25 protein-coding genes, 1 tRNA gene and 1 pseudogene are annotated in these 24,813 nt (G+C 71.5%); 16 read left to right on the top strand and 11 right to left on the bottom strand.

The annotated features are described in order from the left end of the window. Window positions 1-1,125, bottom strand: coding sequence for a LolA family protein (locus tag OG990_RS20655; RefSeq protein ID WP_406076850.1), 1,125 nt, complete (start codon window positions 1,123-1,125; stop codon window positions 1-3). Window positions 1,126-1,221: 96 nt separating this feature from the next. On the opposite strand from OG990_RS20655, the gene OG990_RS20650 reads away from it, so the two are divergent. Both OG990_RS20650 and OG990_RS20645 read left to right on the top strand, forming a co-directional pair. Continuing rightward, window positions 1,222-1,878 carry a response regulator transcription factor gene (locus tag OG990_RS20650; protein ID WP_328425171.1) on the top strand — a complete coding sequence of 219 codons (657 nt, stop codon included), beginning with the start codon at window positions 1,222-1,224 and terminating at the stop codon, window positions 1,876-1,878. Window positions 1,879-2,069: 191 nt separating this feature from the next. Further along, window positions 2,070-3,431 (top strand): ATP-binding protein, encoded by a 1,362-nt coding sequence (locus tag OG990_RS20645; RefSeq protein WP_328426403.1) that lies wholly within the window; start codon window positions 2,070-2,072, stop codon window positions 3,429-3,431. A gap of 31 nt (window positions 3,432-3,462) precedes the next feature. Here the strand turns inward: OG990_RS20645 and OG990_RS20640 are convergent, their stop codons facing one another. Continuing rightward, window positions 3,463-5,277, bottom strand: a complete 1,815-nt coding sequence (locus tag OG990_RS20640; protein ID WP_406076849.1) for a tetratricopeptide repeat protein — start codon at window positions 5,275-5,277, stop codon at window positions 3,463-3,465. A 57-nt stretch (window positions 5,278-5,334) separates the two neighbouring features. Beyond that, window positions 5,335-5,796: a MarR family winged helix-turn-helix transcriptional regulator gene (locus OG990_RS20635; protein WP_406081829.1), complete on the bottom strand. Its 462-nt coding sequence runs from the start codon at window positions 5,794-5,796 to the stop codon at window positions 5,335-5,337. Window positions 5,797-5,845: 49 nt separating this feature from the next. On the opposite strand from OG990_RS20635, the gene OG990_RS20630 reads away from it, so the two are divergent. Next, the gene (locus OG990_RS20630) at window positions 5,846-6,367 is read left to right on the top strand and encodes a VOC family protein (RefSeq protein ID WP_252416419.1); all 522 of its coding nucleotides are present in this window, start codon (window positions 5,846-5,848) and stop codon (window positions 6,365-6,367) included. 24 nt (window positions 6,368-6,391) lie between these two features. Beyond that, window positions 6,392-7,285 carry a hypothetical protein gene (locus OG990_RS20625; protein WP_406076847.1) on the top strand — a complete coding sequence of 298 codons (894 nt, stop codon included), beginning with the start codon at window positions 6,392-6,394 and terminating at the stop codon, window positions 7,283-7,285. 87 nt (window positions 7,286-7,372) lie between these two features. Here OG990_RS20625 and OG990_RS20620 read toward each other — a convergent pair whose 3' ends face one another. Next, the gene (locus OG990_RS20620; protein WP_053653605.1) at window positions 7,373-7,552 is read right to left on the bottom strand and encodes a DUF4236 domain-containing protein; all 180 of its coding nucleotides are present in this window, start codon (window positions 7,550-7,552) and stop codon (window positions 7,373-7,375) included. 248 nt (window positions 7,553-7,800) lie between these two features. On the opposite strand from OG990_RS20620, the gene OG990_RS20615 reads away from it, so the two are divergent. The 7 genes from OG990_RS20615 (at window position 7,801) to OG990_RS20585 (ending at window position 13,462) form a co-directional block, all read left to right on the top strand. Further along, window positions 7,801-7,878 carry a putative leader peptide gene (locus tag OG990_RS20615; RefSeq protein WP_349881247.1) on the top strand — a complete coding sequence of 26 codons (78 nt, stop codon included), beginning with the start codon at window positions 7,801-7,803 and terminating at the stop codon, window positions 7,876-7,878. 131 nt (window positions 7,879-8,009) lie between these two features. Continuing rightward, the gene (locus OG990_RS20610) at window positions 8,010-9,041 is read left to right on the top strand and encodes an ABC transporter substrate-binding protein (RefSeq protein WP_406076844.1); all 1,032 of its coding nucleotides are present in this window, start codon (window positions 8,010-8,012) and stop codon (window positions 9,039-9,041) included. Continuing rightward, entirely contained in the window at window positions 9,038-10,003 is a 966-nt protein-coding gene (locus OG990_RS20605; protein ID WP_406076843.1) for an ABC transporter ATP-binding protein, read from the top strand. The genes OG990_RS20610 and OG990_RS20605 overlap by 4 nt, the downstream gene beginning before the upstream one ends. After that, window positions 9,996-10,862 carry an ABC transporter permease gene (locus OG990_RS20600; protein WP_406076841.1) on the top strand — a complete coding sequence of 289 codons (867 nt, stop codon included), beginning with the start codon at window positions 9,996-9,998 and terminating at the stop codon, window positions 10,860-10,862. The genes OG990_RS20605 and OG990_RS20600 overlap by 8 nt, the downstream gene beginning before the upstream one ends. An 11-nt stretch (window positions 10,863-10,873) precedes the next feature. Then, entirely contained in the window at window positions 10,874-12,208 is a 1,335-nt protein-coding gene (locus tag OG990_RS20595) for an LLM class flavin-dependent oxidoreductase (RefSeq protein WP_406076840.1), read from the top strand. Continuing rightward, complete coding sequence (locus OG990_RS20590) at window positions 12,205-12,774, top strand: flavin reductase family protein (RefSeq protein ID WP_406076838.1); 570 nt, start codon at window positions 12,205-12,207, stop codon at window positions 12,772-12,774. Before OG990_RS20595 ends, OG990_RS20590 begins: the two co-directional genes overlap by 4 nt. Window positions 12,775-12,850: 76 nt before the next feature. Next, window positions 12,851-13,462, top strand: coding sequence for a malonic semialdehyde reductase (locus OG990_RS20585; RefSeq protein ID WP_406076837.1), 612 nt, complete (start codon window positions 12,851-12,853; stop codon window positions 13,460-13,462). A gap of 12 nt (window positions 13,463-13,474) precedes the next feature. Here OG990_RS20585 and OG990_RS20580 read toward each other — a convergent pair whose 3' ends face one another. Genes OG990_RS20580 through OG990_RS20570 form a run of 3 tightly spaced genes read right to left on the bottom strand, consistent with a single transcriptional unit; the run spans window position 13,475 to window position 15,442 of the window. Beyond that, entirely contained in the window at window positions 13,475-13,993 is a 519-nt protein-coding gene (locus OG990_RS20580; protein WP_406076836.1) for a GNAT family N-acetyltransferase, read from the bottom strand. Continuing rightward, the gene (locus OG990_RS20575) at window positions 13,993-14,448 is read right to left on the bottom strand and encodes an Rrf2 family transcriptional regulator (protein WP_210785538.1); all 456 of its coding nucleotides are present in this window, start codon (window positions 14,446-14,448) and stop codon (window positions 13,993-13,995) included. The genes OG990_RS20580 and OG990_RS20575 overlap by 1 nt, the downstream gene beginning before the upstream one ends. A 43-nt stretch (window positions 14,449-14,491) precedes the next feature. Next, complete coding sequence (locus OG990_RS20570) at window positions 14,492-15,442, bottom strand: helix-turn-helix transcriptional regulator (protein WP_406076834.1); 951 nt, start codon at window positions 15,440-15,442, stop codon at window positions 14,492-14,494. 211 nt (window positions 15,443-15,653) lie between these two features. Here OG990_RS20570 and OG990_RS20565 point away from each other — a divergent pair, with 211 nt between their 5' ends. Beyond that, window positions 15,654-16,430 (top strand): glucose 1-dehydrogenase, encoded by a 777-nt coding sequence (locus tag OG990_RS20565; RefSeq protein ID WP_406076832.1) that lies wholly within the window; start codon window positions 15,654-15,656, stop codon window positions 16,428-16,430. A gap of 114 nt (window positions 16,431-16,544) precedes the next feature. Here the strand turns inward: OG990_RS20565 and OG990_RS20560 are convergent, their stop codons facing one another. Continuing rightward, complete coding sequence (locus tag OG990_RS20560; RefSeq protein ID WP_007457244.1) at window positions 16,545-16,976, bottom strand: SsgA family sporulation/cell division regulator; 432 nt, start codon at window positions 16,974-16,976, stop codon at window positions 16,545-16,547. 273 nt (window positions 16,977-17,249) lie between these two features. Between OG990_RS20560 and OG990_RS20555 the strand changes: the two genes are divergently transcribed. The 3 genes from OG990_RS20555 to OG990_RS20545 all read left to right on the top strand — a co-directional run bounded on the left by OG990_RS20555 (window position 17,250) and on the right by OG990_RS20545 (window position 19,397). Then, window positions 17,250-17,933, top strand: coding sequence for a TIGR02611 family protein (locus tag OG990_RS20555; RefSeq protein ID WP_406076830.1), 684 nt, complete (start codon window positions 17,250-17,252; stop codon window positions 17,931-17,933). 50 nt (window positions 17,934-17,983) lie between these two features. Further along, window positions 17,984-18,055 (top strand) — tRNA-Val (locus OG990_RS20550). Between the two features lie 178 nt (window positions 18,056-18,233). Further along, window positions 18,234-19,397, top strand: a complete 1,164-nt coding sequence (locus tag OG990_RS20545) for a hypothetical protein (protein WP_406076829.1) — start codon at window positions 18,234-18,236, stop codon at window positions 19,395-19,397. Window positions 19,398-19,418: 21 nt separating this feature from the next. Here OG990_RS20545 and OG990_RS20540 read toward each other — a convergent pair whose 3' ends face one another. The 3 genes and pseudogenes from OG990_RS20540 to OG990_RS20530 form a co-directional block, all read right to left on the bottom strand. Next, window positions 19,419-20,639, bottom strand: a complete 1,221-nt coding sequence (locus OG990_RS20540; protein ID WP_406076827.1) for a tyrosine-type recombinase/integrase — start codon at window positions 20,637-20,639, stop codon at window positions 19,419-19,421. Beyond that, a complete protein-coding gene (locus tag OG990_RS20535) occupies window positions 20,639-20,836 on the bottom strand; it encodes an excisionase family DNA-binding protein (protein WP_406076825.1) in 198 nt (65 codons plus the stop codon). Before OG990_RS20535 ends, OG990_RS20540 begins: the two co-directional genes overlap by 1 nt. After that, window positions 20,833-22,400, bottom strand: a pseudogene (locus OG990_RS20530) (replication initiator). Before OG990_RS20530 ends, OG990_RS20535 begins: the two are co-directional and overlap by 4 nt. Window positions 22,401-23,505: 1,105 nt before the next feature. On the opposite strand from OG990_RS20530, the gene OG990_RS20525 reads away from it, so the two are divergent. Continuing rightward, entirely contained in the window at window positions 23,506-24,369 is an 864-nt protein-coding gene (locus tag OG990_RS20525) for a hypothetical protein (RefSeq protein ID WP_406076824.1), read from the top strand. Window positions 24,370-24,813 lie beyond the last annotated feature (444 nt).

Here is a 24,813-nt window from a genome sequence, read left to right as displayed (position 1 = left end):
TCAGCCGCGGGCGACCTGGTAGAGCCGCTCCGGCGTCACCGCGCCAGCGAGTACCCGGCCGTCGTCGGTGAGCAGCACGCTGAAGAGCTTGCCGTTGAGCAGCCGACCGCTGCCCCAGTCACCGCTGACCGCCGTGAGCCCGCCGAGCAGCTTCGACATGTCCACGTCGGGTGCCCCGGCCGGCTTGTCACCTGCAGGCTTGTCACCGGCCGGCTTGCCGCCGGTCGCTTCGTCGAGGCGGGCGACCAGCACGGTCGTCCAGCCGGCACCAACGGCCTTGACCTGCGGATCACCGGCCGGCGCGGAGTGGGCGGGTCGGCCCGCGGCCGACGGCTCGGCCGTCTCCTCGGTGACGGTCACCCCGGGCGGCGGGTTGAAGGTGAACTGGTCGGCGTCGGGGCGCTGGTAGTCGACCTGGGTGAAGGCCACCTCGAACGCCGGCTGGTCGCTGCCCTTGGCGAGCACCTCGAAGCGCAGCGGCACGTGCTGCTTGGCGTCGATGGCGATCCGCAGTTGGTGCACCAGCGAGTCCTTGTCGCGCGGCTGGAGCACCAGCTCGTACGCGTCCCGGCCGGCGACGGTGGCCGACCGGCCGACGCTGACCTCGGTGGTCGGGTCGATCGCGCCCAGGGCCAGGTCGGCGGCCTGCTGCGGGGTGGCCGGCAGGCTCGGGTCGGCCTCCGGTGCGGGCTTGCCCGCATCGGCGCCGAGCGTGCGGTGGCTGGCGGTGTTGCTGCGGCTCTGCCACGTCCACACGTCCCGACCGTTGCGGATCACGTCCTGCTCGCCGAGCGTGTCCAGCAGCGCGACCCGCTGCCGCTCCGGCCCGGAGTACCAGACCCGCAGGGTGTGCGTGCCGGTCAGCAGGGTGGTCAGGTCGTTGCCGGGGACCAGCCCGACCAGCGGCGGCAGGCCGAGGTCGGCGCGCTGCACGACGGTGCCGGACAACCCCTCCAGCCGGGAGGTCTGCAGATCGACCAGGAGCTGGGCGGCGGTACGCGGCGGCAGGCTCGGCTCGGCCTCGGCGGCGAACGTGCCGATCGCCGCGCCGCCACCGATGACGGCGACGGCGGCGGTCGCCGGGACCAGCCAGCGCAGGACGGGACGACTTCTCAGAACGGACATGGTGGGCACCTCCTGCGACCATCCTGCCCGGTCGCCGCTGTGAACGTGCTGAGGACGCGGATCCGTCTCAATTGACCCGGGTGGCACCCTTGAGTCGTGCGGTTGCTGGTGGTGGAGGACGAGGCCCGGTTGGCGGCTGCCCTACAACGCGGCCTACAGGCGGAGGGGTTCGCGGTGGATGTGGCGGCGACCGGCCCGGCCGGCTTGGACGCCGCCCGACACGGCGGGTACGACGCGATGATCCTCGACGTGATGCTGCCCGGCCTCTCCGGCTACGAGCTGGTCCGGCGGCTGCGCGCCGAGCAGCACTGGCTGCCGGTGCTGATGCTCTCCGCCAAGGACGGCGAGTACGACCAGGCCGACGGCCTGGACTGTGGCGCCGACGACTACCTCACCAAGCCCTTCTCGTACGTCGTGCTGCTGGCTCGCCTGCGGGCGCTGCTTCGCCGGGGCGCGCCGGAACGCCCGGCGGTGCTCGCGGTCGGCGACCTGCGGCTGGACCCGGCCCGGCGGCGGGTCACCCGGGCAGACGCGGAGGTGGCGCTGACCGCGCGGGAGTTCGCCCTGCTGGACTACCTGATGCGCCGGCCCGGTCAGGTCGTCTCCAAGATCGAGCTGCTGGACCACGTCTGGGACGCGAGCCTGGAGACCGCACCAAACGCGGTCGAGGTGTACGTCGGATACCTGCGGCGCAAGCTCGGCCGGGACCGGCTGGAGACCGTCCGGGGCGCCGGCTACCGGTTGGCGACGTGAGCACCGACGTGCCGGCCGACCTGACCGCCGGGGTGTCGCCCACTCCCGCGAACACCCCGCCGCCCGCCGCCGGCCCGACGACTTCCGCCGGCCCCCCGACGCCCGCGGGCCCCCCGACCGCCGCGGGCCCGACGACTGCCGGCAGGCCTTGGCGCGGCCGGCTGCCGGTGCTCGGGCTGCGGGCCCGGCTCATGGCGATCGGGGCGTTCGGCCTCACCGTCGGGCTGGCCCTCGGCGGGGTGGTGCTGCTCGGGGCGCTCGGCTTCGTCCTCCAGCGCACCGTGGACACCGAGGCGTTCCGGACCGCCGACGCGGTCGCCCTGCTCGCCGCCGAGGACGCGTTGCCCGATCCACTGCCGGTGGCCGGCGGGCAGGTCCGCGTCCAGGTGGTCGACGCGCAGGGGCGGGTCCGGGCCGCCTCGATCGACGCCGACCGGCTGGTACCGATGGTCCGCCCGGAGCGGTTGGAGCGCGACCGCCGGCAGCGGCTGGAGGTGTCGGCGGAGCGGGTCGGCCTCGCCGGCCCGGTCCGGGTGGTCACCGTTCCCGCCGGGACCGCAGACGACCCGCTGACCGTGCTGGTCGCCCGTTCGATGGCCGACGTGCGGCACAGCATGCACGTGGTCCGCACCATCCTGCTGGTGGCGTTCCCGCTGCTGGTGGCCGTGCTGGCCGGGGTGGCCTGGCGAGTGGTGGGCGCGACCCTGCGGCCGGTGGAGGCGTTGCGCCAGGGTGCCGAGGAGATCACCGGGCGGGCCGGGACCGGCCGACTGCCGGTGCCCGCCTCAGCGGACGAGATCCACCGGTTGGCGGTCACCCTCAACGGGATGCTGGACCGGTTGGAGTCCGCCCGGATTCGGCAGCGGGCGTTCGTCTCCGATGCGGCGCACGAGCTGCGCAGCCCACTGACCAACATCCGGACCGAGCTGGAGGTGGCTCAGCGCCTCGCCGGTCAGACGGACTGGACGGCGGTGACCGCCAACCTGCTCGCCGACACCGACCGGCTGAGCCGGCTGGTCGACGACCTGCTGCTGCTGGCTCGCCTGGACGAGACACCACCGGTCCGGGGGACCGGGCCGGTGGAGCTGGGAGCCCTGCTGAGCGAGGTCGCCGCCCGGTATCCGTCGCCGCCGGTGCGGGTGGTGCCGCCACCCGGCCCGCTGTGGACCGCCGGGAACGCCGACGAGCTGCGCCGGGTGCTGGCCAACCTGGTCGACAACGCGGTCCGGCACGCGCAGGGCAGCGTCCTGCTCGCGGCCGAGGCGACGTCGGTGCAACACCGGGAGGCGGCGTACCACCTGGTGACGGTGACTGACGACGGCCCGGGGATTCCGGTGGCCGACCGGGGTCGGGTCTTCGGCCGGTTCACCCGGCTGGACGACGGGCGGGCCCGTGACGACGGCGGGGCCGGCCTGGGCCTGGCCATCGTGTGGGAGCTGGTCCGCCGGGCCGGTGGCAGCATCACGCTGACGGACGCCGACAACCAGCGCGGGCTACGGGTCTGCCTGCTGCTGCCGGCGTTGCCAACCGAGCCGACCGCCGACACCCCGTGACGAGCCGCCACCACGCTCCGGCTCACCATGTTCAGCGGCGGCGGGTACAGACCTCGTCGGCGCTGGCGATGGTGTCGGTGGACCAGACGACGGCCACCGTGAAGCAGTAGTCGTTGGTGCGGCTCAGCGCGTAGACCACGAAGCTGGTGGCGCCGGCGGGCAGCGTGGCGAACGGGCTCTTGCCCTGACCGACCCGACCGCCGGAGACGACCACCGGCCCCTCGCCGCCGGCTGGGTAGGTCCAGGACAGGGCGATGTTGTCCCGGTTGTCGCGCAGGGCCACCGTGCCCGGTGGGGTGCCGGGTGCGGCTACGGGCGGCGCCGCGCCGGGCGGCGCCGCGCTGGTGGTGGCCGGTGTGGCGCTGGCCGGTGCGCCCGTACCGGTCGGGCCGGCGCTGGGGGAGCCGGTGTCCGGCGTGGGCACCTGGTCGTCCCGCTCGCCGACCCGGGCCACCCCGGCGATCACCGCCGCGGCGCCCAGCAGGACCACGACCACACCGCCCACCAGCACCGGCACCAACCGGTTGCGCTGCGGCGGCGGTGCCCGGTGTACGGGCACCGGCAGCAATCGGGACGGCGTGTACGGCTCGACCGGCCTGTACGGCTCGACCGGCCTGTACGGCTGGGACGGCGTGTACGGCTCGGCCGATGTGTACGGCTCGGTCGACGTGTACGGCTCGGTCGGCGGACCCGGCTCGGACGGCGCGCCGGGTCGGTGCAGCCGGTACACCCCCGACGCCTCTTCCCCGCCGCCAGCGAGGCCGACTACCGACGGGGGCACCGGCGGGTCGGTGGGGTGGGGCGTGGACTCGTTGGTCGGACCGGGTGGCCACCATGAGCCCGCCGGCCCACCGGGTTCGTCGGCCGGCACACGGGGATTCGGCACCGCACCGCCGCCCGCGACGGCCCCGCCGCCGGCCGCCGCACCGCCGCTGGCCACGGGTCCGCCTCCGGCCGCCGCGCCGCCGGCAAGGGCGCCGCCGCCGGCCGTGGCCCCACCGCCGGTCACGGCAGCGTCGGTGGACGCCGGGCCGGAGTGGTGCGGCGAGGGCTCCGGCGGGTGGTAGCCGGACCCGACCCGCCCGTCGCTGTGCGGCGGGGTGCGGGCGGCCGGCACCGCCGGGGTGTCCGGGGCGGTGGGCGGGTCGTCGGCGCACACGTGGTCGGGGTTGGCCGCCGCGCGGGCCAGTGCCGCCACCTGCAAGGCCAGCGGGTCGTTGGCGGCCAGGTGCTGCCGGCACAGCTCACGGGCCAGCGCCAGATTGTCGTGTGCCTCGGCGAACTGCCCACAGTCTCGCTGCATCGCGCCGAGCCGGGCCAGCATCTTGATGCCGCTGGGATGGCCGTCGCCGTACACCTCGCGGTGCAGCTCCCAGGCGTCCTGGAGCCGGTCGCGGGCCACCGTGCACTGGCCGCGGGCGTACTCGACGGTGGCCAGGTCGGCATGGGCGGCGAGCACCCGCAGCGACTCGGGGCCGTCCTGCGCCGTCAGCTCGATGATGACTTCCTGGTAGAGCCGAGCGGCACGGGAGTGGCTGCCGACCCGGTGCAGCACCGCGGCCAGGGTCGCCGCGGCGGCCACCGTGCGGGGGTCGGTGCGGCCGTGCAGTCGGTTGGTGGCCGCGTACGCGAAGGCGGCCCAGCCCCGCGCGGAGTGCGGCTCGCCGAGGGCGACCAGCACGCGTGCCTGGAGGCTGGCCGCCTCGGCCAGATCGGGGCTGGCGTTGGCCGGGCGGGGGTCGGCGTCGGTGAGCGCGTCGGAGAGCAGCCGCTGCGCGCCGGCCAGGTCACCGGCGGACACGAGGTGGTGCGCCTGATCAGTCAGTTCGCCGAAGCCGGAGGACACGCCCCATCGTGCTCATTTGACGACGGTAAGTACAAGTCCCGCGCCGGTGTCGATCGGTCAGGATCCGGTCAGGTGCTCGGCCAGCGTCTCGCTGATCCGGCGTAGCTGGTCGACCTGGGCCGGGCTCAACGCGTCGAACAGATGTCGGCGTACCCCCTCGACGTGGCCGGGTGCGGCGGCGGCGAGGGTGGCGAAACCGGCGTCGGTGAGCAGCGCGACCTGCCCGCGCCGGTCCGTGGGGCACTCCTCGCGGCGCACCCAGCCGGCCGACTCCAGCCGGGCCACGGCGTGCGAAAGGCGGCTGCGCGACGATCCGGTCACCTCGGCCAGATCGCTCATCCGCAGCTGGCGGTCGGGGGCCTCGGAGAGCCGGACCAAGATCTCGTAGTAGGCGTGCGGCATGCCGGCGTCACGTTGCAGCTCGCGGTCGAGCGTGTCCATCAGCGCCCGGGAGGCGGTGAGGTACGCCCGCCAGGTGCGCTGCTCGTCGGAGTCCAGCCAGCGGGTCATGACCGTCATCATACCCGAGATAGTTGAACGCTCAACTAAACCGCGCTAGCCTGGGGTCATGGGTATCCACCGGCTCAACCACGCGGTTCTCTACGTCAGTGACCTCGCCCGCAGCGTCGCCTTCTACCGCGACGTGCTGGGCTTCCGCCCGGTGGCGATGACTCCGGACGGCTTCCGGGGCGCCACCTTCCTCCAGGCCCCCGACTCGACCAACGACCACGACCTCGGCCTGTTCGAGATCGGCGCTGGCGCCGGACGGTCGACCGCCGGTCGGGCCACCGTCGGGCTGTACCACCTGGCCTGGGAGGTGGACACCCTCGACGAGCTGGCCGCCACCGCCGAGCGGCTCACCGCCGCCGGCGCGCTGGTCGGCACCTCCGACCACGGCACCACCAAGAGCCTCTACGGGCAGGACCCGGACGGCCTGGAGTTCGAGATCGTCTGGCTGGTCCCGGCCGACCGGCTCGACGACGCCGCGCTGGCCGCGCGCAAGCGGATCGGCCGGCTCGACCTGGCCGCCGAGCGGCAGCGCTACGGCGGGCAGACCCGGGGCGGGGTGGGGATCTCCGTCCCGGCCTGACCGGCCATACGGTAGAACGGACCGATGCCGACCAACCGGACCACCGACTTCCTTCGCGAGCTGCTGGTCCGCCAGTTGACGACCTGGCTGCCCGCGGCCCTGCAACGCTCCCGGCGGGCCACCGTCGCCCTGGCGTGGGCGGGCGCCGACGAGGGCGGCGGCGCGGAGGCCGCGCTGCGGGTGATCGCCGGGCACGCCGACCAGGTGCGGGGCCGGCGGGTGACCGTGCTGGTGCTGGCCGACGGGGCGGCTGACCTGCCGGCCCGGCTCGGCCCGGTCGAGGCGGAGTTGCCCGCCGAGGTCACCGTCCACCTGCTGCCCGGTGTTCCGGACCGGCTGCCGGTCGCCGTGAAGGCGGCCGGCGCGGCCGGCTCTCCGCTGTTCTCCTTCGTGGACCTGCCCGGCGCCGCGACTCCGGAGCTGCTCACCGCCACGAGCAACGGCCGCGCTGGCGAGGTGCTGCTGCACGCCGGGAGCGGCACCCGCGACGCCCTCATCGCTGCCGGCTTCCCGCTGGTCGCCGAGGTGGTGCCGGTGCTCCCGGACGACGAGGCGGCCGGCGTGATCGCGTTCGGCAGCCGCTCGGACCGGAGCCTGGAGGCGGTCCGCGACGCGCTCTGGGCGATCGGCGCGGATCTCGACGTGCGCTACCGCGACCCGGCAGACCCGGCGGGGGTGCCGGTCGATGTGGCCGGCGATCCCAACCCCGAGGCGCTGGCCCGGGAGCTGCTGGCCGAGCTGCGCCGGGGCGGGTCGCGACCGGTCACCGAACTACGCCGGCACACCCTCACCACCACCGTCTACCGGGCCGCCGACGCCAACCGGGCGCTCACCGCCCTGCTTGAGGCGGGCGACGTGCGCCGCGAACGCGAGGCCGGCCGGCTGGCCGGCGACGAGATCATCACTGTACGGGGCTGAGCGCGGCGCGCGGACCCAGTCACCCGGCCCACAGACGCCGAGCGGGGTGCCGGTGATTCACCGGCACCCCGCTCGACTCCCGGGATGCTACGACCGGGACTTGTCCTGCTTCCAGGACAGCGGACCCGGCAGGTCGACCCGGTGCGCCTTGGCCTTCGAGTTCCAGGACCAGCGCCCGATCTTGATGCTCCAGGAGGAGAAACCGTTCTCGGTGAAGTTCAGGATGATCGGACCGTACTTCTTGCGCTTGCGAAACATGAGGCCCATCGGAGGACTCCCTTCGTCACCGTTCCCTGCCGTGTCGAGATCGAACATGCCCGAACCGGCGACTTCTGAAACCCTCTTCGGGTCCGGTCTGGACAGTGGACCGCACGCGCCACAAATCTCTATCCAACAGATAGGTGTTGCCGGGCGGTAAACGCTGGTGGAGGCGGCTCGTAACATAGTCAGGGACATAAATCTCACCTTCTGGAAGACCGTTGACCGGTCGATCCCACCGCCGGCAGCATGGGGTCATGTCGCAGCGGGATGAGCTTCTCCTCACCGCTCGCGTGCACGTCGACCTGGTCCGGCACGCGAGCGCGCTCTGTTGAGCTGACCGGTTCATCCGGCTCGGCTCCAGCACCGCACTCCCACCGCCCGCGCTCAACGCGGAGCAGCGTGCCTTCGCGCCCATCACCTGGGCGTCCTGCGCTCCCATCGTGGACAGATCAGGAGACTCCTCATGTCCCCACCCCGTCGTGCCGTCCTGCGTACCCTCGCCACCACCGCCGTACTGGCCCTGGTCACCGGCACCGCCGGCTGCGGTGGCGACGCCGAGGCCGGCGCCGGACAGGCCACCGAGCTGCGCTACCAGGGCTCGGTCGGCCAGGTCACCCTCCCCGAACTCGCCGCCGACCTCGGCTACCTCGGCGACGTCCGGCTCAACTGGATCGGCAACGTCACCGGTGGCCCGCAGGACATCCAGGCCACCGCCACCGGGCAGAGCGACTTCGGCGGCGCGTTCAACGGCGCCATCGTCAAGCTCGCCGCAGCCAACGCCCCGATCACCGCCGTGGTCAGCTACTACGGCTCCGACGCCCAGAGCTTCCAGGGCTACTACGTGCTCGACGACAGCCCGATCCGCGGCCCCCGCGACCTGATCGGCAAGAAGGTCGGCATGAACACCCTCGGCGCGCACGCCGAGGCGGTGCTGAAGACATGGCTCGCCCGCGGCGGGCTCACCCCGGCCGAGATCAAGCAGGTCGAGCTGGTCGCCCTGCCGCCGGTCAACACCGAACAGTCGCTGCGCCAGAAGCAGATCGACGTCGCGGTGCTCGGCGGGGTGATCCGGGACAAGGCGATCGCCAGTGGCGGCATCCGTACCGTCTTCACCGACCACGAACTGCTCGGCGCGTTCAGCGCCGGCACCTACGTCTTCCGTGACGACTTCATCAAGCGCAACCCGGACACCGTCAAGGCGTTCGTCACCGGGGTCGGCAAGGCCATCGAGTGGGCCCGCACCCAGCCGCGGGAGACCGTGGTCGCCCGGATGCGGGACATCATCGCCAAGCGTGGCCGCAACGAGGACCCGTCGCTGGTCGCGTACTGGAAGAGCAGCGGCGTCGCCGGTCGCGGCGGGGTGATCGGCGAGCAGGAGTTCGGCACCTGGATCGACTGGCTCGCCGCCGAGGGCGAGCTCAAGGGCGACCGGCCGAAGCCCGCCGACATCTACACCAACCGCTTCAACCCCTTCGTGGACGGGGGCGGCGCGTGAGCACCGACAAGATCCTCTTCGACCAGGTGAGCAAGACCTTCCCGGTCCGCGCCACCCGGCGTGGCACCGCGGGCGCGGTCACCGCGCTGGACCGGGTGACCCTCGGGGTACGCCCCGGCGAGTTCCTGGTCGTCGTCGGCCCGAGCGGCTGCGGCAAGTCCACCCTGCTCGACCTGCTCGGCGGGCTCACCGCGCCGACCGGCGGGCAGGTGCTGGTCGACGGCCGGCCGGTCACCGGCCCCGGCCTGGACCGGGGCATCGTCTTCCAGCAGTACGCGCTGCTGCCCTGGCGCACCGCCGCCGGCAACGTCGCGTTCGGGCTGGAGGCCAAGGGGGTGCCCCGGGCCGAACGCGCCGACCTGATCGACCACCACCTGGACCTGGTGGGCCTGCGCGGCTTCGCCGACCGCTACCCGCACGAGCTGTCCGGCGGAATGAAGCAGCGCGTCGCCATCGCCCGCAGCCTCGCCTACGACCCGGACGTGCTGCTGATGGACGAGCCGTTCGCCGCGCTGGACGCGCAGACCCGCGACTCGTTGCAGGACGAACTGGTGCGGATCTGGGCCCGCACCGGCAAGACCATCGTGTTCATCACCCACGGCATCGACGAGGCCGTGCACCTCGGCCAGCGGGTGGCGGTGCTGACCTCCCGGCCCGGGCGGGTCAAGGAGGTCATCGACATCGACCTCGGCGACCGGGACGCCGTCGAGGACGTCCGCTCCACCGACGCGTTCCGCCACCACCGGCACCAGATCTGGACGCTGCTACGCGACGAGGTGCGCGCCGCCCAGGCCGCCGAAGGCGCCGCCGCCAGCCGCACCGCCCAGGCCGCCGAAGGCGCCGCCGCCAGCCGCACTGCCCACACCGGAGCAGCCGGTGGTCGTACCCCTGCCATGGCCGGAGCCGACGCGCAGCGTGCGGCGCCGGCGGCGACCCGTACCGAGGAGGCCCGCGTTGGTTGACATCGCCGAACGTCCAACCCGGCTGGAGGCGCCACCCGCCGTGCCCGGCGCGGCGGCCGATCCCGCCCCGCCCGGCCTGGCCGGTCGGCTGCTCGGCACGGGCGGGAGGGTGCTGCACCGCACCGTCGCGATTGCCGCGCTGGCCGCGATCTGGGAGGGCGCACCCCGGCTCGGGCTGGTGGACCGGGTCTTCCTGCCCCCGCTGTCCGAGGTGCTGGTGGCCTGGTGGGAGCTGCTGCGCAGCGGGCAGCTCGCCGAGCACGTCGGGGCGAGCCTGACCCGGTCGCTGGCTGGGCTCGGCCTGGCCGTGCTCACCGCCATCCCGCTCGGGCTGCTGATCGGCTGGTACCGGCCGCTCGCCGAGCTGCTCAGCCCGCTGCTGGAGGTGTTCCGCAACACCGCCGCGCTGGCGCTGCTACCGGTCTTCGTGCTCATCCTTGGCCTGGGGGAGACCTCCAAGATCGCGTTGGTGCTGTACGCCTGCTCCTGGCCGATCCTGCTGAACACCATCGCCGGGGTGAAGGGCGTCGACCCGCTGCTGATCCGGTCGGCCCGCTCGATGGGGCTCAACCACCTGCGGCTGTTCCAGAAGGTGATCCTGCCGGCTGCGGTGCCGACCATCTTCACCGGCATCCGGCTGGCCGGGGCGTACTCGATCCTGGTGCTGGTCGCGGCCGAGATGGTCGGCGCGAAGGCCGGCCTTGGCTACCTCATCAACTACGCGCAGTACAACTTCGCGATCCCCGACATGTACTCCGGGATCATCACGATCTCCGCCATCGGTCTGGTCGTCAACCAGCTCCTCGTCGCCCTGGAACGCCGCTTCTCCACCTGGCGCGTCGACGTCTCCGCCGGATAGGACAGATTCCAATGACTCGTACCCTGCACCTCAACGCGTTCCTGATGGGCGTCGGCCACCACGAGGCCGCCTGGCGGCACCCCCGCACCGACCCGCGCCGGGTGACCGACGTGCGGCATTTCCAGGAACTGGCCCGCATCGCCGAGCGTGGCACCCTCGACTCGCTCTTCCTCGCCGACGGGCTCTCGGTCGGGCCGAACCCCCGGCACAACATCCACAGCGTCTTCGAACCGCTGACCCTGCTCGCCTCGCTGGCCGCGGTGACCGAACACATCGGTCTCATCGCGACCGTCTCCACCACCTACAACGAGCCGTTCCACATCGCCCGCAAGTTCGCCTCATTGGACCACCTCAGCAGCGGTCGGGCCGGCTGGAACATCGTCACCTCCGCCCAGGAGCGCGAGGCGGTCAACTTCAACCGGGACAGCCACCCCGCACACGCCGACCGGTACCGGCGGGCCGCCGAGTTCGTCGACGTGGCGATCAAGCTCTGGGACAGCTGGGAGGACGACGCGCTGGTCTTCGACACTGCGGCCGGGGTAATCGCCGACACCGACCGGGTGCACGAGGTGGCCCATCGCGGACCGGAGTTCCAGGTCCGTGGTCCGCTGAACATCCCCCGTGGGCCGCAGGGACGGCCGCTGCTGGTGCAGGCCGGCTCGTCACCGGACGGGATCGGATTCGCCGCCCGGTACGCCGAAGCGGTTTTCACCGCCCAGCAGACCCTCGCCGACGGCCAGAGCTTCTACGCCGAGCTGCGGCGGCAGGTCACCGCCGCCGGCCGGGACCCCGACCTCGTGAAGGTCCTGCCCGGCATCGCGCCGGTGATCGGCGGCACCGAGGCCGAGGCGCGGGCGCTCGCCGCCGAACTGGAGGAGCTGATCGTCCCCGACTACGCCCTCGCCCAGCTCTCCGGCATGCTCGGCATCGACCTGACCGGCCTGCCGCTGGACGGGCCGCTGCCGGAGCTGCCGGACGCCGACACCGTGCAGGCCCACCAGAGCCGCTATCAGCTCGTCACCGAGCTGGCCCGCCGCGAACAGCTCACCATCCGGCAGCTGATCGGCCGGCTCGGTGCTGGCCGGGGCCACCGGGTGGTCGCCGGCACCCCGGAGCAGATCGCCGACCAGATCGAGCTGTGGTTCACCCGGGGCGCCGCGGACGGCTTCAACATCATGCCGCCGCACCTGCCCGGCGGGCTGGCCGACTTCGTCGACCACGTGGTGCCGGTGCTGCGCGCCCGTCGCCTGTTCCGCAGCGAGTACACCGGCCGAACCCTGCGCGAGCACTACGGCCTGCCCCGGCCGGCCAGCTCGTACGCCACGCCGGCGCTGGTGCTGGCGTGACCACCGTGGAACGTCCGCAGACGGACGCCGCCGAGTTGCGGCCGGTGGACCGGGACCTGTTCCGCGCGTTGCTGCGTCGGCAGGCCACCAGCGTCACCGTGGTCACCGCGGTGGCGCGGGCCACCGACCCGGCCTGCCTGGGCGGGATCGGCGCGCCGATCCGGGCCGGGTTCACCGCCACCTCGTTCACCTCGGTGTCGCTGGACCCGCCGCTGGTCTCGTTCTGCCTCGGGGTCGACTCGTCGAGCTGGCCGGTGCTGGCCCGGGCCGAGCACGTCGCGGCACACCTGCTGGCCGCCGGGCAGCGGGAGGCCGCTCGGGTCTTCGCCACCAGCGGCATCGACCGGTTCGCCGCGTACCCGGACTGGACGGCCGGGCCGTTCGGGGTGCCGCTGCTGACCGGAGTGCTGGCCCGGCTGCTCTGCCGGGTGGTGCACCGGGTGCCGGCCGGTGACCACACGCTCGTGATCGCCGAACCGCTGGCGCTGGGCGACGGCGGCGACGGCCCGCCACTGGTGCACCACCAGGGCGGCTACACCACGGCCGTTCCGCCGGTGCCGGCGTGAGCGAGCGCAGCGAGCGAACCATTGGGCACAGCAGCGCGTCGCGTCGCGCCGGCACGCAGCTAAATGGAGTGCCGGCGTGACTGCACCGGCCCAGACCGACCTGCTAGCGCTGGACCGGGCCGCCCAGGACCTGCTGTTCCGGGCGGCCCGCACGGCCAACACGTTCACCGACGAGCCGGTCACCGACGCCCAGGTCACGGCGATCCACGACCTGATCCGGTACGGGCCGACCGCGTTCAACGGCCAGCCGCTGCGGGTGCTGCTGCTCCGCTCGGCGGCGGCCCGGGCCCGGCTGCTGCCGTACCTCTCGTCGGGCAACCGGGCGAAGACGGCCACCGCCCCGCTGGTGGCCGTGCTCGCCGCCGACGTGGACTTCCACAATCGGCTGCCCGAGCTGTTCCCGCACCGCCCGCAGGCCCGGGACTGGTTGACCGACCGGGCGGCGCGGGCCGAGCAGGCACGGCTCAACGCGACCCTCCAGATCGGCTACCTGCTGGTGGGCGTACGCGCGGCCGGGCTCGCCGCCGGCCCGATGGCCGGGTTCGACGCGGCTGGTGTGACCCGGGAGTTCTTCCCGGACGGCCGGCACGAGACGCTGCTGCTGATGAACGTGGGCCGCCCCGGCCCCGACGCCTGGCACGACCGCCTGCCCCGGCTGGACGCGACGGAGGTGATCAGCATCCGGTGACCCGACTCGGGCTCAGGCCGGTACGGTCTCCCGGTCCAGGGCGAGGACCCGGGTGACGCTGCCATCTTCCTCGGCCATGTCGCGCTCGTGGACGAAGCCAAGTTTGGCCAGCAGCCCGAGCGAGGCGTGGTTGGCGTCGGAGACCGTCGCGTACACCCGGGTCAGGTCGAGGCGTTCGAAGCCGTACCGGATCACGGCCGTGGCCAGCTCGGTGCCCAGCCCGCCGCCCCATGCCGACGTCGCCAGGGCGTAGACGATCTCGTGGCCGTCGATGTCGTCGGTCCGCTTGATCTCGGCGTGCCCGACGTAGCGGCCGTCCCGGCGGACCGCCCACACGTCGAAGAGGTCGTCGGCGTAGACCCGGCTGAACACCCGTCCGAACAGGTCGGCGGCGTCCGTCACGGTCATCGGCCCGTCGCCCATGAACCGGCCCACCTCGGGGTCGGCGAGCAACGTGACGAAACCCTCGGCGTCGGCCGGCCGGTAGGGCTCCAGCAGCAGGCGATCGGTGTGCAGGGTCGGAGTGGACATCAGCGTGGCTCCCAGGCGTCGGGCAGGGCGGTGAGCTTGCGGACGTGGGCTGGCAGCCGGCCACTGACGATCTCGGCGAGGCTCACCTCGTCGACCACCCGCCGCACGGCGGCGCGCACCGCCACCCACAGGCCGGGCAGGTTCTCCGCCGAGCCCTCGTACCGGGTCTCCTCCGGGCGCAGGCCGCGTACCCCGGCCAGCGGGCCCTCCACGGCGCGCAGCACCGCGCCGACGGTCACCTCCCGCGGCGGGCGGGCGAGCGTGTAGCCACCCTCGGCGCCGCGCTGGGCGCGGACGACGCCGGCCCGGCGCAGATCGGCCAGGACCGCCTCCAGGAACTTGCGGGGCATGTCCTGCTCCGCAGCGATGGCCTGGGTGGACAGCAGCGAGGGGTACGCGGTGGCGAGGCTGAGCGCCGCCCGTACCGCGTAGTCACCGCGCGCGGAGATCTGCACCCTGCCATCATGCCCGGCCGCCGCCGCTGTCTGGTCTGGCGGGCTACCAGGGTCGGATGGCGTGACCGCCGTTGGCCGGTTCGCCGGGGTTGCCGGGTCGGAACCGCCCTCCGTTGGCGCTCGCCGCCTCGACGGGCGGGCGGGGCCGGACCACCCGGACGGCCGGTTGCTCCCGGGCGGCCCGGAACGCGCCGGGGCTGACCCCGACCTCCCGGGTGAAGAAGCGGCCGAAGTTGGTGGGCTCGGAGAAACCGAGATCCCGGCCGATCCGGGCGATCGGCTCATCGGTGGCGGCGAGCAGGCGCCCGGCCTGCAACGCGACCCGCTCGTCGATGACCTGTTTGGCGCTGCGCCCGGTGACGGCCAGGCAGGCGCGGGTCAGGGTCCGCACCGAGCAGCCGAGGCTGGCGGCATAGTCCTCCACCCGCCGGGTGTGCTGGTAGTCGTGCTCCACCGCCCGGCAGAACCGCTGGAACGTCTCCGCCTCGGGTCGGGGTGGAGACCGGTCCGCCCCGGGCAGGGTCAGGCGCAGCAGCAGTACGGCGAGTTGGTGGCGGAGCAGGGCGCGGGCGGCGGAGCTGTCGCCATGCCGCTGGCAGTCCACCGCGAGCTGACTCACCTCGCTGATGACGGCGTCCTCGTCCTCACCGGCCAACTGCCGCCAGGTCGGCGCGTCCGGGTCGACGTCGAAGCCGCTGAGCGCCTGGGCGTCCCAGCCGACCACGGTGGCGTCGAACTGCGGACCGGCGCAGCGCAGCACCTGGCCGGCGTGGACCCGCAGCAGCGTGCCCGGTCGGCACGGCAGCAGGTGGAAGTCCAGCTCGGCGTCCCCATGCCCACGGGTGGTGAGGATCAACAGCTCCCGCTCGACGAGCACGGGCCGACGCCAGTCACGGTCGCCGGCCAGGTCGGCGAGCGCGAACGTGGCCATCTCGTCGGGTACGGGTCGAGCCGTTCCGATCGGTGGCGCGGTGAAGGGACCGGTGGAGACCATCGCCTGCGACGGTAGCCCGAACCGCAGGTCACCGCATCCCCCGGCCGATGATGCCCGCCGCACCGGACCCGGCGCGCCGCCACGGGGTTGTCGCGGTCCCGACGGCCGGGCTACGTTACCCGGCGGTAGCGCCGTCCGGTTTCGGCCCGCCCGGCGCCCCGCCGGTCGCGCGCCGAGCCGGCGGACCTCGCCGACTCGCGATGGGATGGGCATGACGCAGCTGTTCTCGGTCGAAGGCAAGACGGTCCTGGTCACCGGCGGGTCGCGGGGGATCGGTCTGATGATCGCCCAGGGCTTCGTCCGGGCCGGCGCGCAGGTGATCATCTCGTCCCGCAAGGCGGACGTCTGCGAGGCGGTCGCCAAGGAGCTCTCCGCCGAGGGCCGCTGCGAGGCCATCCCGGCCGACCTCAGCGAGGACGCCGGCGCCGAGGGGCTGGCCGCCGCCGTGCGGGAGCGCTTCCCCCGCCTCGACGTGCTGGTCAACAACGCCGGCGCGACCTGGGGTGCGCCGCTGGAGAACTACCCGGAGGCCGCGTTCGACAAGCTCTGGGCGGTCAACGTCAAGGCCGTCTTCCGGCTGACCACCGCGCTGCTGCCGGCGCTGCGTGCCGCCGCCAGCGCCGACGACCCAGCTCGCGTGATCAACATCGGGTCGATCGACGGCGTCCGGGTGCCGTGGATGGAGGTGTACGCGTACTCGGCCACCAAGGCGGCCGTGCACATGCTCACCCGCAGCCTTGCCCACCAACTGGCCGGCGAGCAGATCACCGTCAACGCGATCGCGCCCGGCCCGTTCGAGAGCAAGATGATGGCGTTCGCGCTGAACGACCCGACGAGCCGGGCCACCATCGAGCAGCAGGTGCCGCTGGGTCGCATCGGCCGCCCGGAGGACATGGCCGGCACGGCCATCTATCTGTCCTCGCGGGCTGGCGCGTACCTCACCGGCGCGGTCATCCCGGTCGACGGCGGCATCACCACGCACGGCTGAGGCACCGGCCGACCCGGGGCGGGCAGGCCCGCGTACCCCCGGGTGTGCCGGAGCCGCGCGGTCGGCAGATCCGCGCGGCCCCGTGATGGCCGGTGTTGCCCGTTCGGGCGGTGGTCAGCGACCGGCGAGCAGCCGGTTCACCGCCGTGTCGACGTCCAGGTGCTCGGCCTCCCGACCGCGCGGGACGACGACGTAGGTCCGTCGAAGGAAACGCACCAGGACGCTGCGCGGCACCTCGAAGAGGGCGTTGCCGTCCGGTGACGAGAGGGCCAGCGCGACGAAGTCGCCGCGCGGGGTGGCCCAGGGCCAGACCCGCACATCCCCGATTCCGGCTGGCTCGTCCAGGCCGGTGACCAGCAGTTCGCGAGCAAAGGACCAGCTCACTGCCTCGCCACCAGCCGATTCGGCATGAAACAGGACATGGACCGCATACGGGTCAGCAGGGTCGTAACGCAGACTGGCACGCACCGGCAATGCGGTGGCGTCAGGCGCGACGAGCCTTAGCGACGTCTCGACCTCTACGGTCGTCGGTCGAATGACACTCATGGACGTTCTCCCCCCGGCACCGCTGCGGAACGCGCGTGTCCCGCTTTTCCCATACTCAGGTGCTACTCCTGGCTACGCTCCGCCATACGCTGACTTCACCCAGTGGTGGGAAGGGGGACGGAAACGCCTCGTGAATGCGAGGATTCATGTAGGATTTCCGGTTCTGCCCAGTGCGTGATCCCGCCCGGCATCGGGTGGTTCAGTCGTCGACTTACTCCGGTAACGTCCAGTCGACCGTTGCAGTGACGGGCCCGAGCGACACTGGGGGGTGAAATGGTTACGAACCGATCCTCAGTGGATCCGGCTGCGGCGTCCGGCCCACCGAACGTCGCGGTCCGAGCAGCCGAAAAGCGGGGGTACGGAGTGCCGAGGAAGCAGCCCGAGTGGTCCGGTCGGCCGGGGTCCGACGCGGGACGGACCGGCGGTGGCGCGCGCGCCGGTGATGGCGGTGCTGACCAGTCCGGCGATGGCGCGGATCGTGCCAGCGGCGGTGGTGCGGGTCATGGCGGTGCGGGTCGTGGTGCCGGTGGCGTCATCGTCGTGGCGGACCCGCCGCGGCACCCGCGCTGGCGGGGGCGAATCTCGACCACCCTCGACCTGATCCGGGCCAACCCCACCGGCCGGATCGCCCTCAAGGTCTTCATCGCGATCGCCGGTGCGCTGGTGGTGACGATCGGCATCGCCCTCATTCCGCTCCCCGGGCCGGGCTGGCTGCTGGTCATCGCCGGGCTGGGCATCTGGGCCGTCGAGTACCACTGGGCCCGCCGGCTGCTCGGCTTCACCCGCCGACACGTGCACGGCTGGACGCAGTGGGTGAGGCGACAGTCACTGCTTGTGCGCATCGTGCTCGGCTCTGTCGGCCTGGTCTTCGTGGGCGTGGTGGTCTGGCTGTCGCTCAAGTACAGCCTCGGCATCGACGTGGTGGCGAAGGCGATGCACTACCTCGCGACGCACTGACCCCGGATTTCCGGTCTGGTTCCACGATCGGGTAGAGTCATCGGCGCTGAGGGCGATTAGCTCAGTGGGAGAGCGCTTCGTTCACACCGAAGAGGTCGCTGGTTCGATACCAGCATCGCCCACGCAGGTCAAAGGCCATCCCCATTCATTGGGGGTGGCCTTTTTGCTGCCCGTACAGCAGCGAAGTACAGCAACGGTCAGCGGGCGAGTGACGACCCACCCGGCGCGGGCACGCGGGTTGGCACAGCTGGCGGTTCTCGATCAGCCGGGCGGTCGGTCCGCGATGCTACTTTGCCGGCCGTGAATGACTACCTGCGCGCCGTCGACTGGGAATCGCTGCAAGGTCCGTACGGACCCGCCTCGGATGTGCCAAGGCTGTTGCAGACGCTTCGAACTCACGACCCAGCGGCGCGGGGCGAGGCGGAAGAGCAGCTCGAAGACCATCTCCAGCACCAAGGCTTGGTGGAGGAGCCGGCTGCCGCCGCAGCGCCGTACCTGATCGATCTGCTTGCCGACCAGGAGGCACCGGATCGGCTGGTGGCCTACCGCCTCCTGCGGACGATCCTCGATTGTGTCGAGCTGTACGAATCGCCGAGGCCGGCGTCCGACGTTCCGAGTCTCAGCGACCTCGCATCGCAGCGCTCGGACTGGTGGTTGTCCAGGTCGCCGGAGTGGCGCAGGCATGGCGGATTTCAACGCCCGGTCACCGATCCCTGCCACGCCTCAGCGTATGAGGCGGTGCGGGCCGGTCTCCCCACGTACCTGCAGGTCCTGCAGGATCCCGACCCTGACCTTCGGCTCGGGATGGCGTATCTGCTCGCCGCGTTCCCGCAGGAGTGGGCAACCATGTCACCCGTTCTGGCCCAACGGCTCCCAGTCGAGACCGACCCGGCCGTAGCCGCCGAGATGTGCATCGCGGCCGGCCTCGCCGGCCAACCCTCCGACGGTGCCATCGTGGATGCGGTACGCCAATGGCGTGGCAACTCCGACCGGCTTCTCCACCGGGCGGCGCTGATCGGCTTGGTGCGGCTCCTCCCGGCACCCGACACGGCGCTTCTGGCCGAACTTGCCGACTGCTTGATGGAGCCGGTTCAGGATTGGGAGTCGCAGGCCGGCGCGATGGCCAATGCCGTCGCCTCGGCCCTCGGCGGTCTCACCGCGAACTCGGTGCCACAGCTCGCTGGACTGCTGCTGGAGCGGATGCGGGTTCCAGACCCGCACCGGCATGACTTCCTGGCACTGCGGCTATTGCTCGGCCTGGCCTTTCCCGGCGGTCCGCTTCGGGACGGCACCGCATTCGATGATCTCTCACCTCTGCAGCAGGAGGTTGTTCGGGTCGTCATTGGTGCCAGTCTGCTGAGGCAGGGCGCGATGATGCCGCGAGCCATCGGAGAGTGCAATCTCCCCTATACAGAGGAAGCTCTCGCGACCTGGTGCGCCGGACAGCCTCACAGCGCGACCTGACCGTAGCGAACGGTTGCAGCATCACCCGTCGAGGACATCCCCGAGGCGCTTGAGCGCTTCGCGCGTGGCCTTGGACGATACGTGCGTGTAGATCTCCATCGTCACGGAGAAGCGGGCGTGCCGTAGCACCTGCATGGCGACTCGCGGGTGGACGTCGAGGTCGGCCAGGAGCGTGGCGCAGGTGCGCCGTGCGTCATGGACGGTGATCGGCGTGACGTTGGCTTTCTCGCATCTCGTCTGCCAGGAGCGCTGGAAGTTGCGCGGCTCGATCGGTGTGCCATAGCGGGTGGTGAATACGAGGCCGGTTTCGTGCCAGGCTTTTCCGGCGGCTGCTCGCGCCTCTTCGCGTTGTTCCTGCCTGAGCTTGAGGGCGGTCAGGCAGATGTCGGGCAGGGGGAGGGTGGCGTCGGACGCCTGGGTTTTGGTGTCGCGGTGGAGGAGCTGCCCGCGTACGCGTTGCAGTTGGCGGCCGATGGTCAGCTCTCCGGCGTCGAGGTCGACGTCTGCCCAGGTGAGCCCGAGCGCCTCTCCCTTGCGTAGGCCGGTGACGAGGACCAGGGCGTAGGCGGCGTAGAGCGGGTCCTCGTCCCGGCGGGCGGACTCCAGGAACTTCCGCGCCTCATCGCTCGACCAGGACTTGCCCCGCCGCCGGCGGACGGTGGCCAGGGTGACCGACGCCGCCGGGTTCTTGGAGATGAGGTCTTCGGCCTGGGCGTGGGTGAGGGCGGCCCGCAAAGTGGCCCGGATATCGCTGACCGTGCGCGTCGACGGGACGGCCTGGCAGCAGCGGCCGACCGCGCAGCAGCGCCGCTTGTCCTCGCAACGGGAGGCGTCCTTGCCCTGGGCGCAGCACTGGCAGGTCCGGGCAACCTGGTTGATCCACGTCTGCACGTCCCGCGACTGGAGCCGGTCGAGCCGCTTTGCCCCGAGGCCGGGGGCGATGTAGCGGCGGACGAACGTCTCGTAGGTGGCGTAGGTCAGTGGTGCCCGGTTGGGCTGGATGATCTCGGTCAGCCACCAGGTGAGGAAACTGCCGACCGTCGGGACGTTGGTCGCCACCGGTCCCTGTTTCGCCTGCTGGTGCAGCTTGATCCACTTGTCGTGGACGGCCTCGCGGGTCTTTCCGTAGACGTACTTGCGGGTGCGTCTGCCGTCCGGCTTGGTGACCCAGACGTAGGCGGCGAAGCCGTTGCGGTAGGGGAAGATGGAGCCTTCGCCGTTGGCTCGTGTGCGTCCGGGCATCAGGCGGCCTCCTGGCGTTCGACCTGTTCGCGGATGTAGTCGTCGACCCATTCGGGGAGGATGCGGCGGTACTTGCCGTCCTTGATGGAGCGCAGTTCGTCGGTGGCGATCTTCATCTTGACCTTGGAGATGCCGAAGCCGAGCAGGACGGCGACCTCGGCGGGGGAGTACCAGCGCGGGGTGAGGTCTCTGCTCATGCGGCGGCTCCGGTGAGCCAGGCTTCATGAGCGAGTTCTTCGCGACCGATGCGTCTGCGCTCCCGGCGCTGCCGGGCGGCGGTGTTGGCGAGCAAGGCGTCGCCTTCGGTGAGCCAGCCGGCCCCGATGTAGGTGAGGGTGCCGACGGTGATCGTGTCGGCGGGGTCGTCGTCCTCGGTGCGGCGGTAGGTGGCGCGGGTGTCGCGGAGCAGGCCGAAGGTGACGGAGTAGCGGCGGGCCTTGGTGAGGAAGTGGCCGCCGAAGCCGAGCATGTGGGCCCAGCGGCGGAGCCCGGCGTAGGCATTGGATTTGGCGTCAAGCCTGCCTTGACGGCCGTCGGCGGTTGCGGCGCCGCTGGTCGTGGGGTCGTGGGTGGGGCGGCCGAGTCGCCAGCAGGCGTCGATGAGGCGGGCGAGGTGGTGGCCTTCGGGGTCGGCGTAGTCGTAGATGGTGGTGGGCGTGAGTCGGGTGAAGGAGTGGCCGGTGGCTTCGGTCGCTTTGGTGGCGTACTTGGCGAGGTAGGCGGCCACCTTGCCATCGGTCAGCTCGCCGCTGGCAGTGTTGATGCGTCGGACGTCGACCTGCTCACCCCAGGCGACCACCCAGCCTGCGGCCGGTCGGGGTGTGAGGGCGCGCTGACGGTGATCCGGGAGGCGGCGACATCGACCGCTTCCTCCAGGTCGTCGATGGTGATGCCGGCGGGTGGCGGCACGAGGGCGTCCGGGTCGTCGGGATCGATGCCGTCGAGGCGCAGCAGGACGTGGAAGTGGACGGCGGCACGGCGCTGCATCTCGGCGACCTTGCCGTGGGACACCCGAACCGGCGGCACCCAGCGGACCTTGCCGGAGCCGGTGACGACCCGGACGAGGGGGATGCCGCGTCGGCGGCAGAGGGCGGCGAGGTGGCGTTCGATGGCCTGCTTGGTACGCCGCCACAGCTCGCCGGCGAAGTAGTTCCAGACGACCTGGTGGGCGTGGTCGTAGCAGTCCAGGCACAACGGTTGCCCGAGCCGCGGATCGTCGGCGTCGTGGCGGGCAAAGCACACCGCGGGCTGCCCGTGCAGGCAGCTCCCGACCTCCCGGCGAGCGTGGCAGGGCGCGGGGCGGCAGCCGCAGCGCTGCCGGGTGGCGCAGGTGTGGTGCGGGACGTGTCGGCGGTGGACCGCGCCGAAGGAGGGGGCGGTGAAGGTGGCGAAGACGACCGGGTGCCGGCCGACCGAGGCGGGGACGCCCTTGCCGCCGGTCAGGCCGCAGCGCACCACTTGGTAGGCGTCTCCGGCGTAGACCCAGGCGCAGTCGGGGCAATGCGATTCGCGGCGGTTGCCGCAGGCCTTGTAGAGCGCCTGGTCGGGCAACTCGTCCGTGTGCTGCTCGTCCAGGATCCTGCCGCTGTCGCGGTCGACAGCAGCGATGGTGCCAGCGAGACGGATCGGGCGGGAGCAGCCGCCGGCTGGGGCGGTGTGCTCCAGCCAGCCGGAGAAATCCGGCGTGGCGGCGCGGTGCAGGGCTTGGGCGTCACGGCCGGCGGCGACGGCGGGCCGGTACAGGTCGAGCGGGGTGGACATGGCTTCCTCCTCAGACGGTGACAGGGACGGGAGACGAAGCACCACCAGCCATGGACGCCTGTCCGCTGGTGGTGTTCGTCGGGTCTCCTGGCACCGCCGGGAGGGCGGCTGACGCCGGAGGGCGGAATCGTGGTGGTGCCACTTCCCGCCGATCGGTCGTGTCCTTTCGCGCTCGTGGACCTGATGAGTAGAGCCGGCACGGGTGGGGAGCCTGGGATGTCGGCAGCCGGCGGGTTGCCGCAGGCTGCCCCACCTGTGGAGGTAAGCGAATCCGGGCCATCGTGTACGGCAGAAGGCCGTGCTGGGCCGCTCAGCGGATTCAGGGAACCGGCACGGCGGCCGGTGTGATCGAGAGCCGGCGGGACGTGGCCCGCATCAGCGGCAGGAAGGCCGACCGGCATCTCCGACGTCGAGTCCAGCGATTCGGCAGGAAGGCCGCGCTGGCGTGCTCGACGAGCGCCAGAGTAGCACCGGGTGCCGACACGTCAACCCGCCGTGATCCCGAAGCCGAGGCGGACCGGCCGGCTGCCGGCCGTGTGGGAGGACTTTCTGTACGTCTATCAAGGCGGCCCTGAACGGGCCGCACGCGCCGCCGCCTGGGCGCGCGTCCGACGCGCCGCTGTCGCTCCACGCCGGCCACGCAACACGCCCGGCGGCTGGCGCGGAAGCGGGAAGCCCAAGGGGCCGCCGCAGAACGACAGGTCATTGGGCGCTGAGGTTGAGCCGGCAGCCGGCCGGGCCGCGCGGCCAGAACCCGCGCGTCGTGAGGGAGCGCACGCCGACCGCGTCGGCCAGTTGGTGCACCGGGCGGGGTTGCGGCTACTGCGCCTCCGGCGGGGGCGCTCCGGCTCCAGGATGGCCGAGATCGTCGGCAGCCGCCGGGTCCGTGGTTGGTTGCGGTAGGCCATCCCGTCTGCCGTCGACCCGGGCAAGCCGAGCAGACCATCGCCCGACCCGCCAGCGCGCGAACCAGCCGTCACGGTCCGTACCTCATGGCGGGCCGGGCGAGAGTCCGCTCCCCGAAGGGCGGGTCGACGGCAGACGGGATGGAAGACAGGCGAACGAGCTTGCCTCAACTAGTATCCCGATGCCTAGGAGGATGACGATGACCGAACTCCAAACACCCGCAAAAGCACAGAGCACAGGCGCTTTCGTGGCAATTACTCAATCAGTCATTGCTCAGTCGGTTTTCTTCATCGGGTTACTTTATTTCTATGGATGGTCGCACGAAAGAGCCTACTATGGATATTTCGGTGTACCGACGGGACTATTGGGAATGAGTCCTGCGGACGTCATGTTAAGTGGCGGAACTGTCTTTGTGGTTGTACTCCTAGTTGCTGGCCTGATTATCCATCTCATTGTGCAGGGTCGCCCTCTGTTTTTCCGCGACGGCAAGGTTAGGCATGCAGTCGGGATGTCGAGGATTTTTGGAGCTCTATTATGGGCAGCAGGCACGGCGTTGTACGTGATCATAATATTCGCCCGCGATCGCTACGCATACGAGTCCCTTTTGGTGGCCGGACTCTGCCTTTTCACTGCCGTGGTGGGCTTCCTCTACTATTGGTTTGCGCGGGCGGCGGGGCTCGTACCGGACGCAATCCTCGCGCATGTGCAGCAAGCACTGCCGGCAATCTTAGTACTGCTTGGGATCCTGACACTTTCGTTTATAGGCCAGGTTGGCTCGGGGCTGGGAGCGTACAGAGCCGACCAGGCAGTGGACGACCGCAGAAAAATTCCTGTAGCGATCTTGTACAGCAAGGAAGACCTACGAATTGAGCGGCCCGGCGTGGAGAAAACGACGCTAGAGGCGTCCTCCAACTCGCGCTATTCGTTCAAGTACGAGGGACTGCTTCTCTTGACCAAGAAGTCCGACAAGCTGTACCTGCTTGAGAAGGGCAAGGTGACGAGCGGAGTCCTCGTTATACCAGACGATGAGTCGATCCGCCTAGAGATTGATGGCGAAGACTAAGTGCGAAGGCCGGGCTAAGGCCAAGGCTTGTATCCAGGGAGGATACTGCCGATGTGGACAGTCTCTGGGCAGGGATCATCGGCGCCCTTATCGGATCAGTAGTCGGAGACGCTTTCACGACTGCGGCTTGACGATTGACCGACTGGACGCGAACCGAGAGCGATAGTCGCTTATGACAGCTTGGGGCACACAGGGGGCACAAGACACCGTCAACGTCGTCAACCAGTGAGCAGCCATGGCAGGCGCAGGGGTCGTAGCGGGCCGGCCCGGCTCGGGGCAGGTCGACGAGGACCAGGGCCAGGCCGTCACCAGGCCGCCGGAGGTTGATCGTGAGTGACCAGCGATGACCACTGGTGAGGACATCTGTCCAGGTAGCAGGACGTGTTCGGCCCGATCACCAGCCCGGCCGGGTCCGCCCTACCTGTAGTTGGTGTATCGGTGCGA

This window comes from Micromonospora sp. NBC_00858 (assembly GCF_045207365.1).
In the GTDB taxonomy this organism is placed as follows: Bacteria; Actinomycetota; Actinomycetes; order Mycobacteriales; family Micromonosporaceae; genus Micromonospora.
Note: the sequence above shows the minus strand (reverse complement) of the source record. Positions and strands in the feature narration are given on the sequence as shown.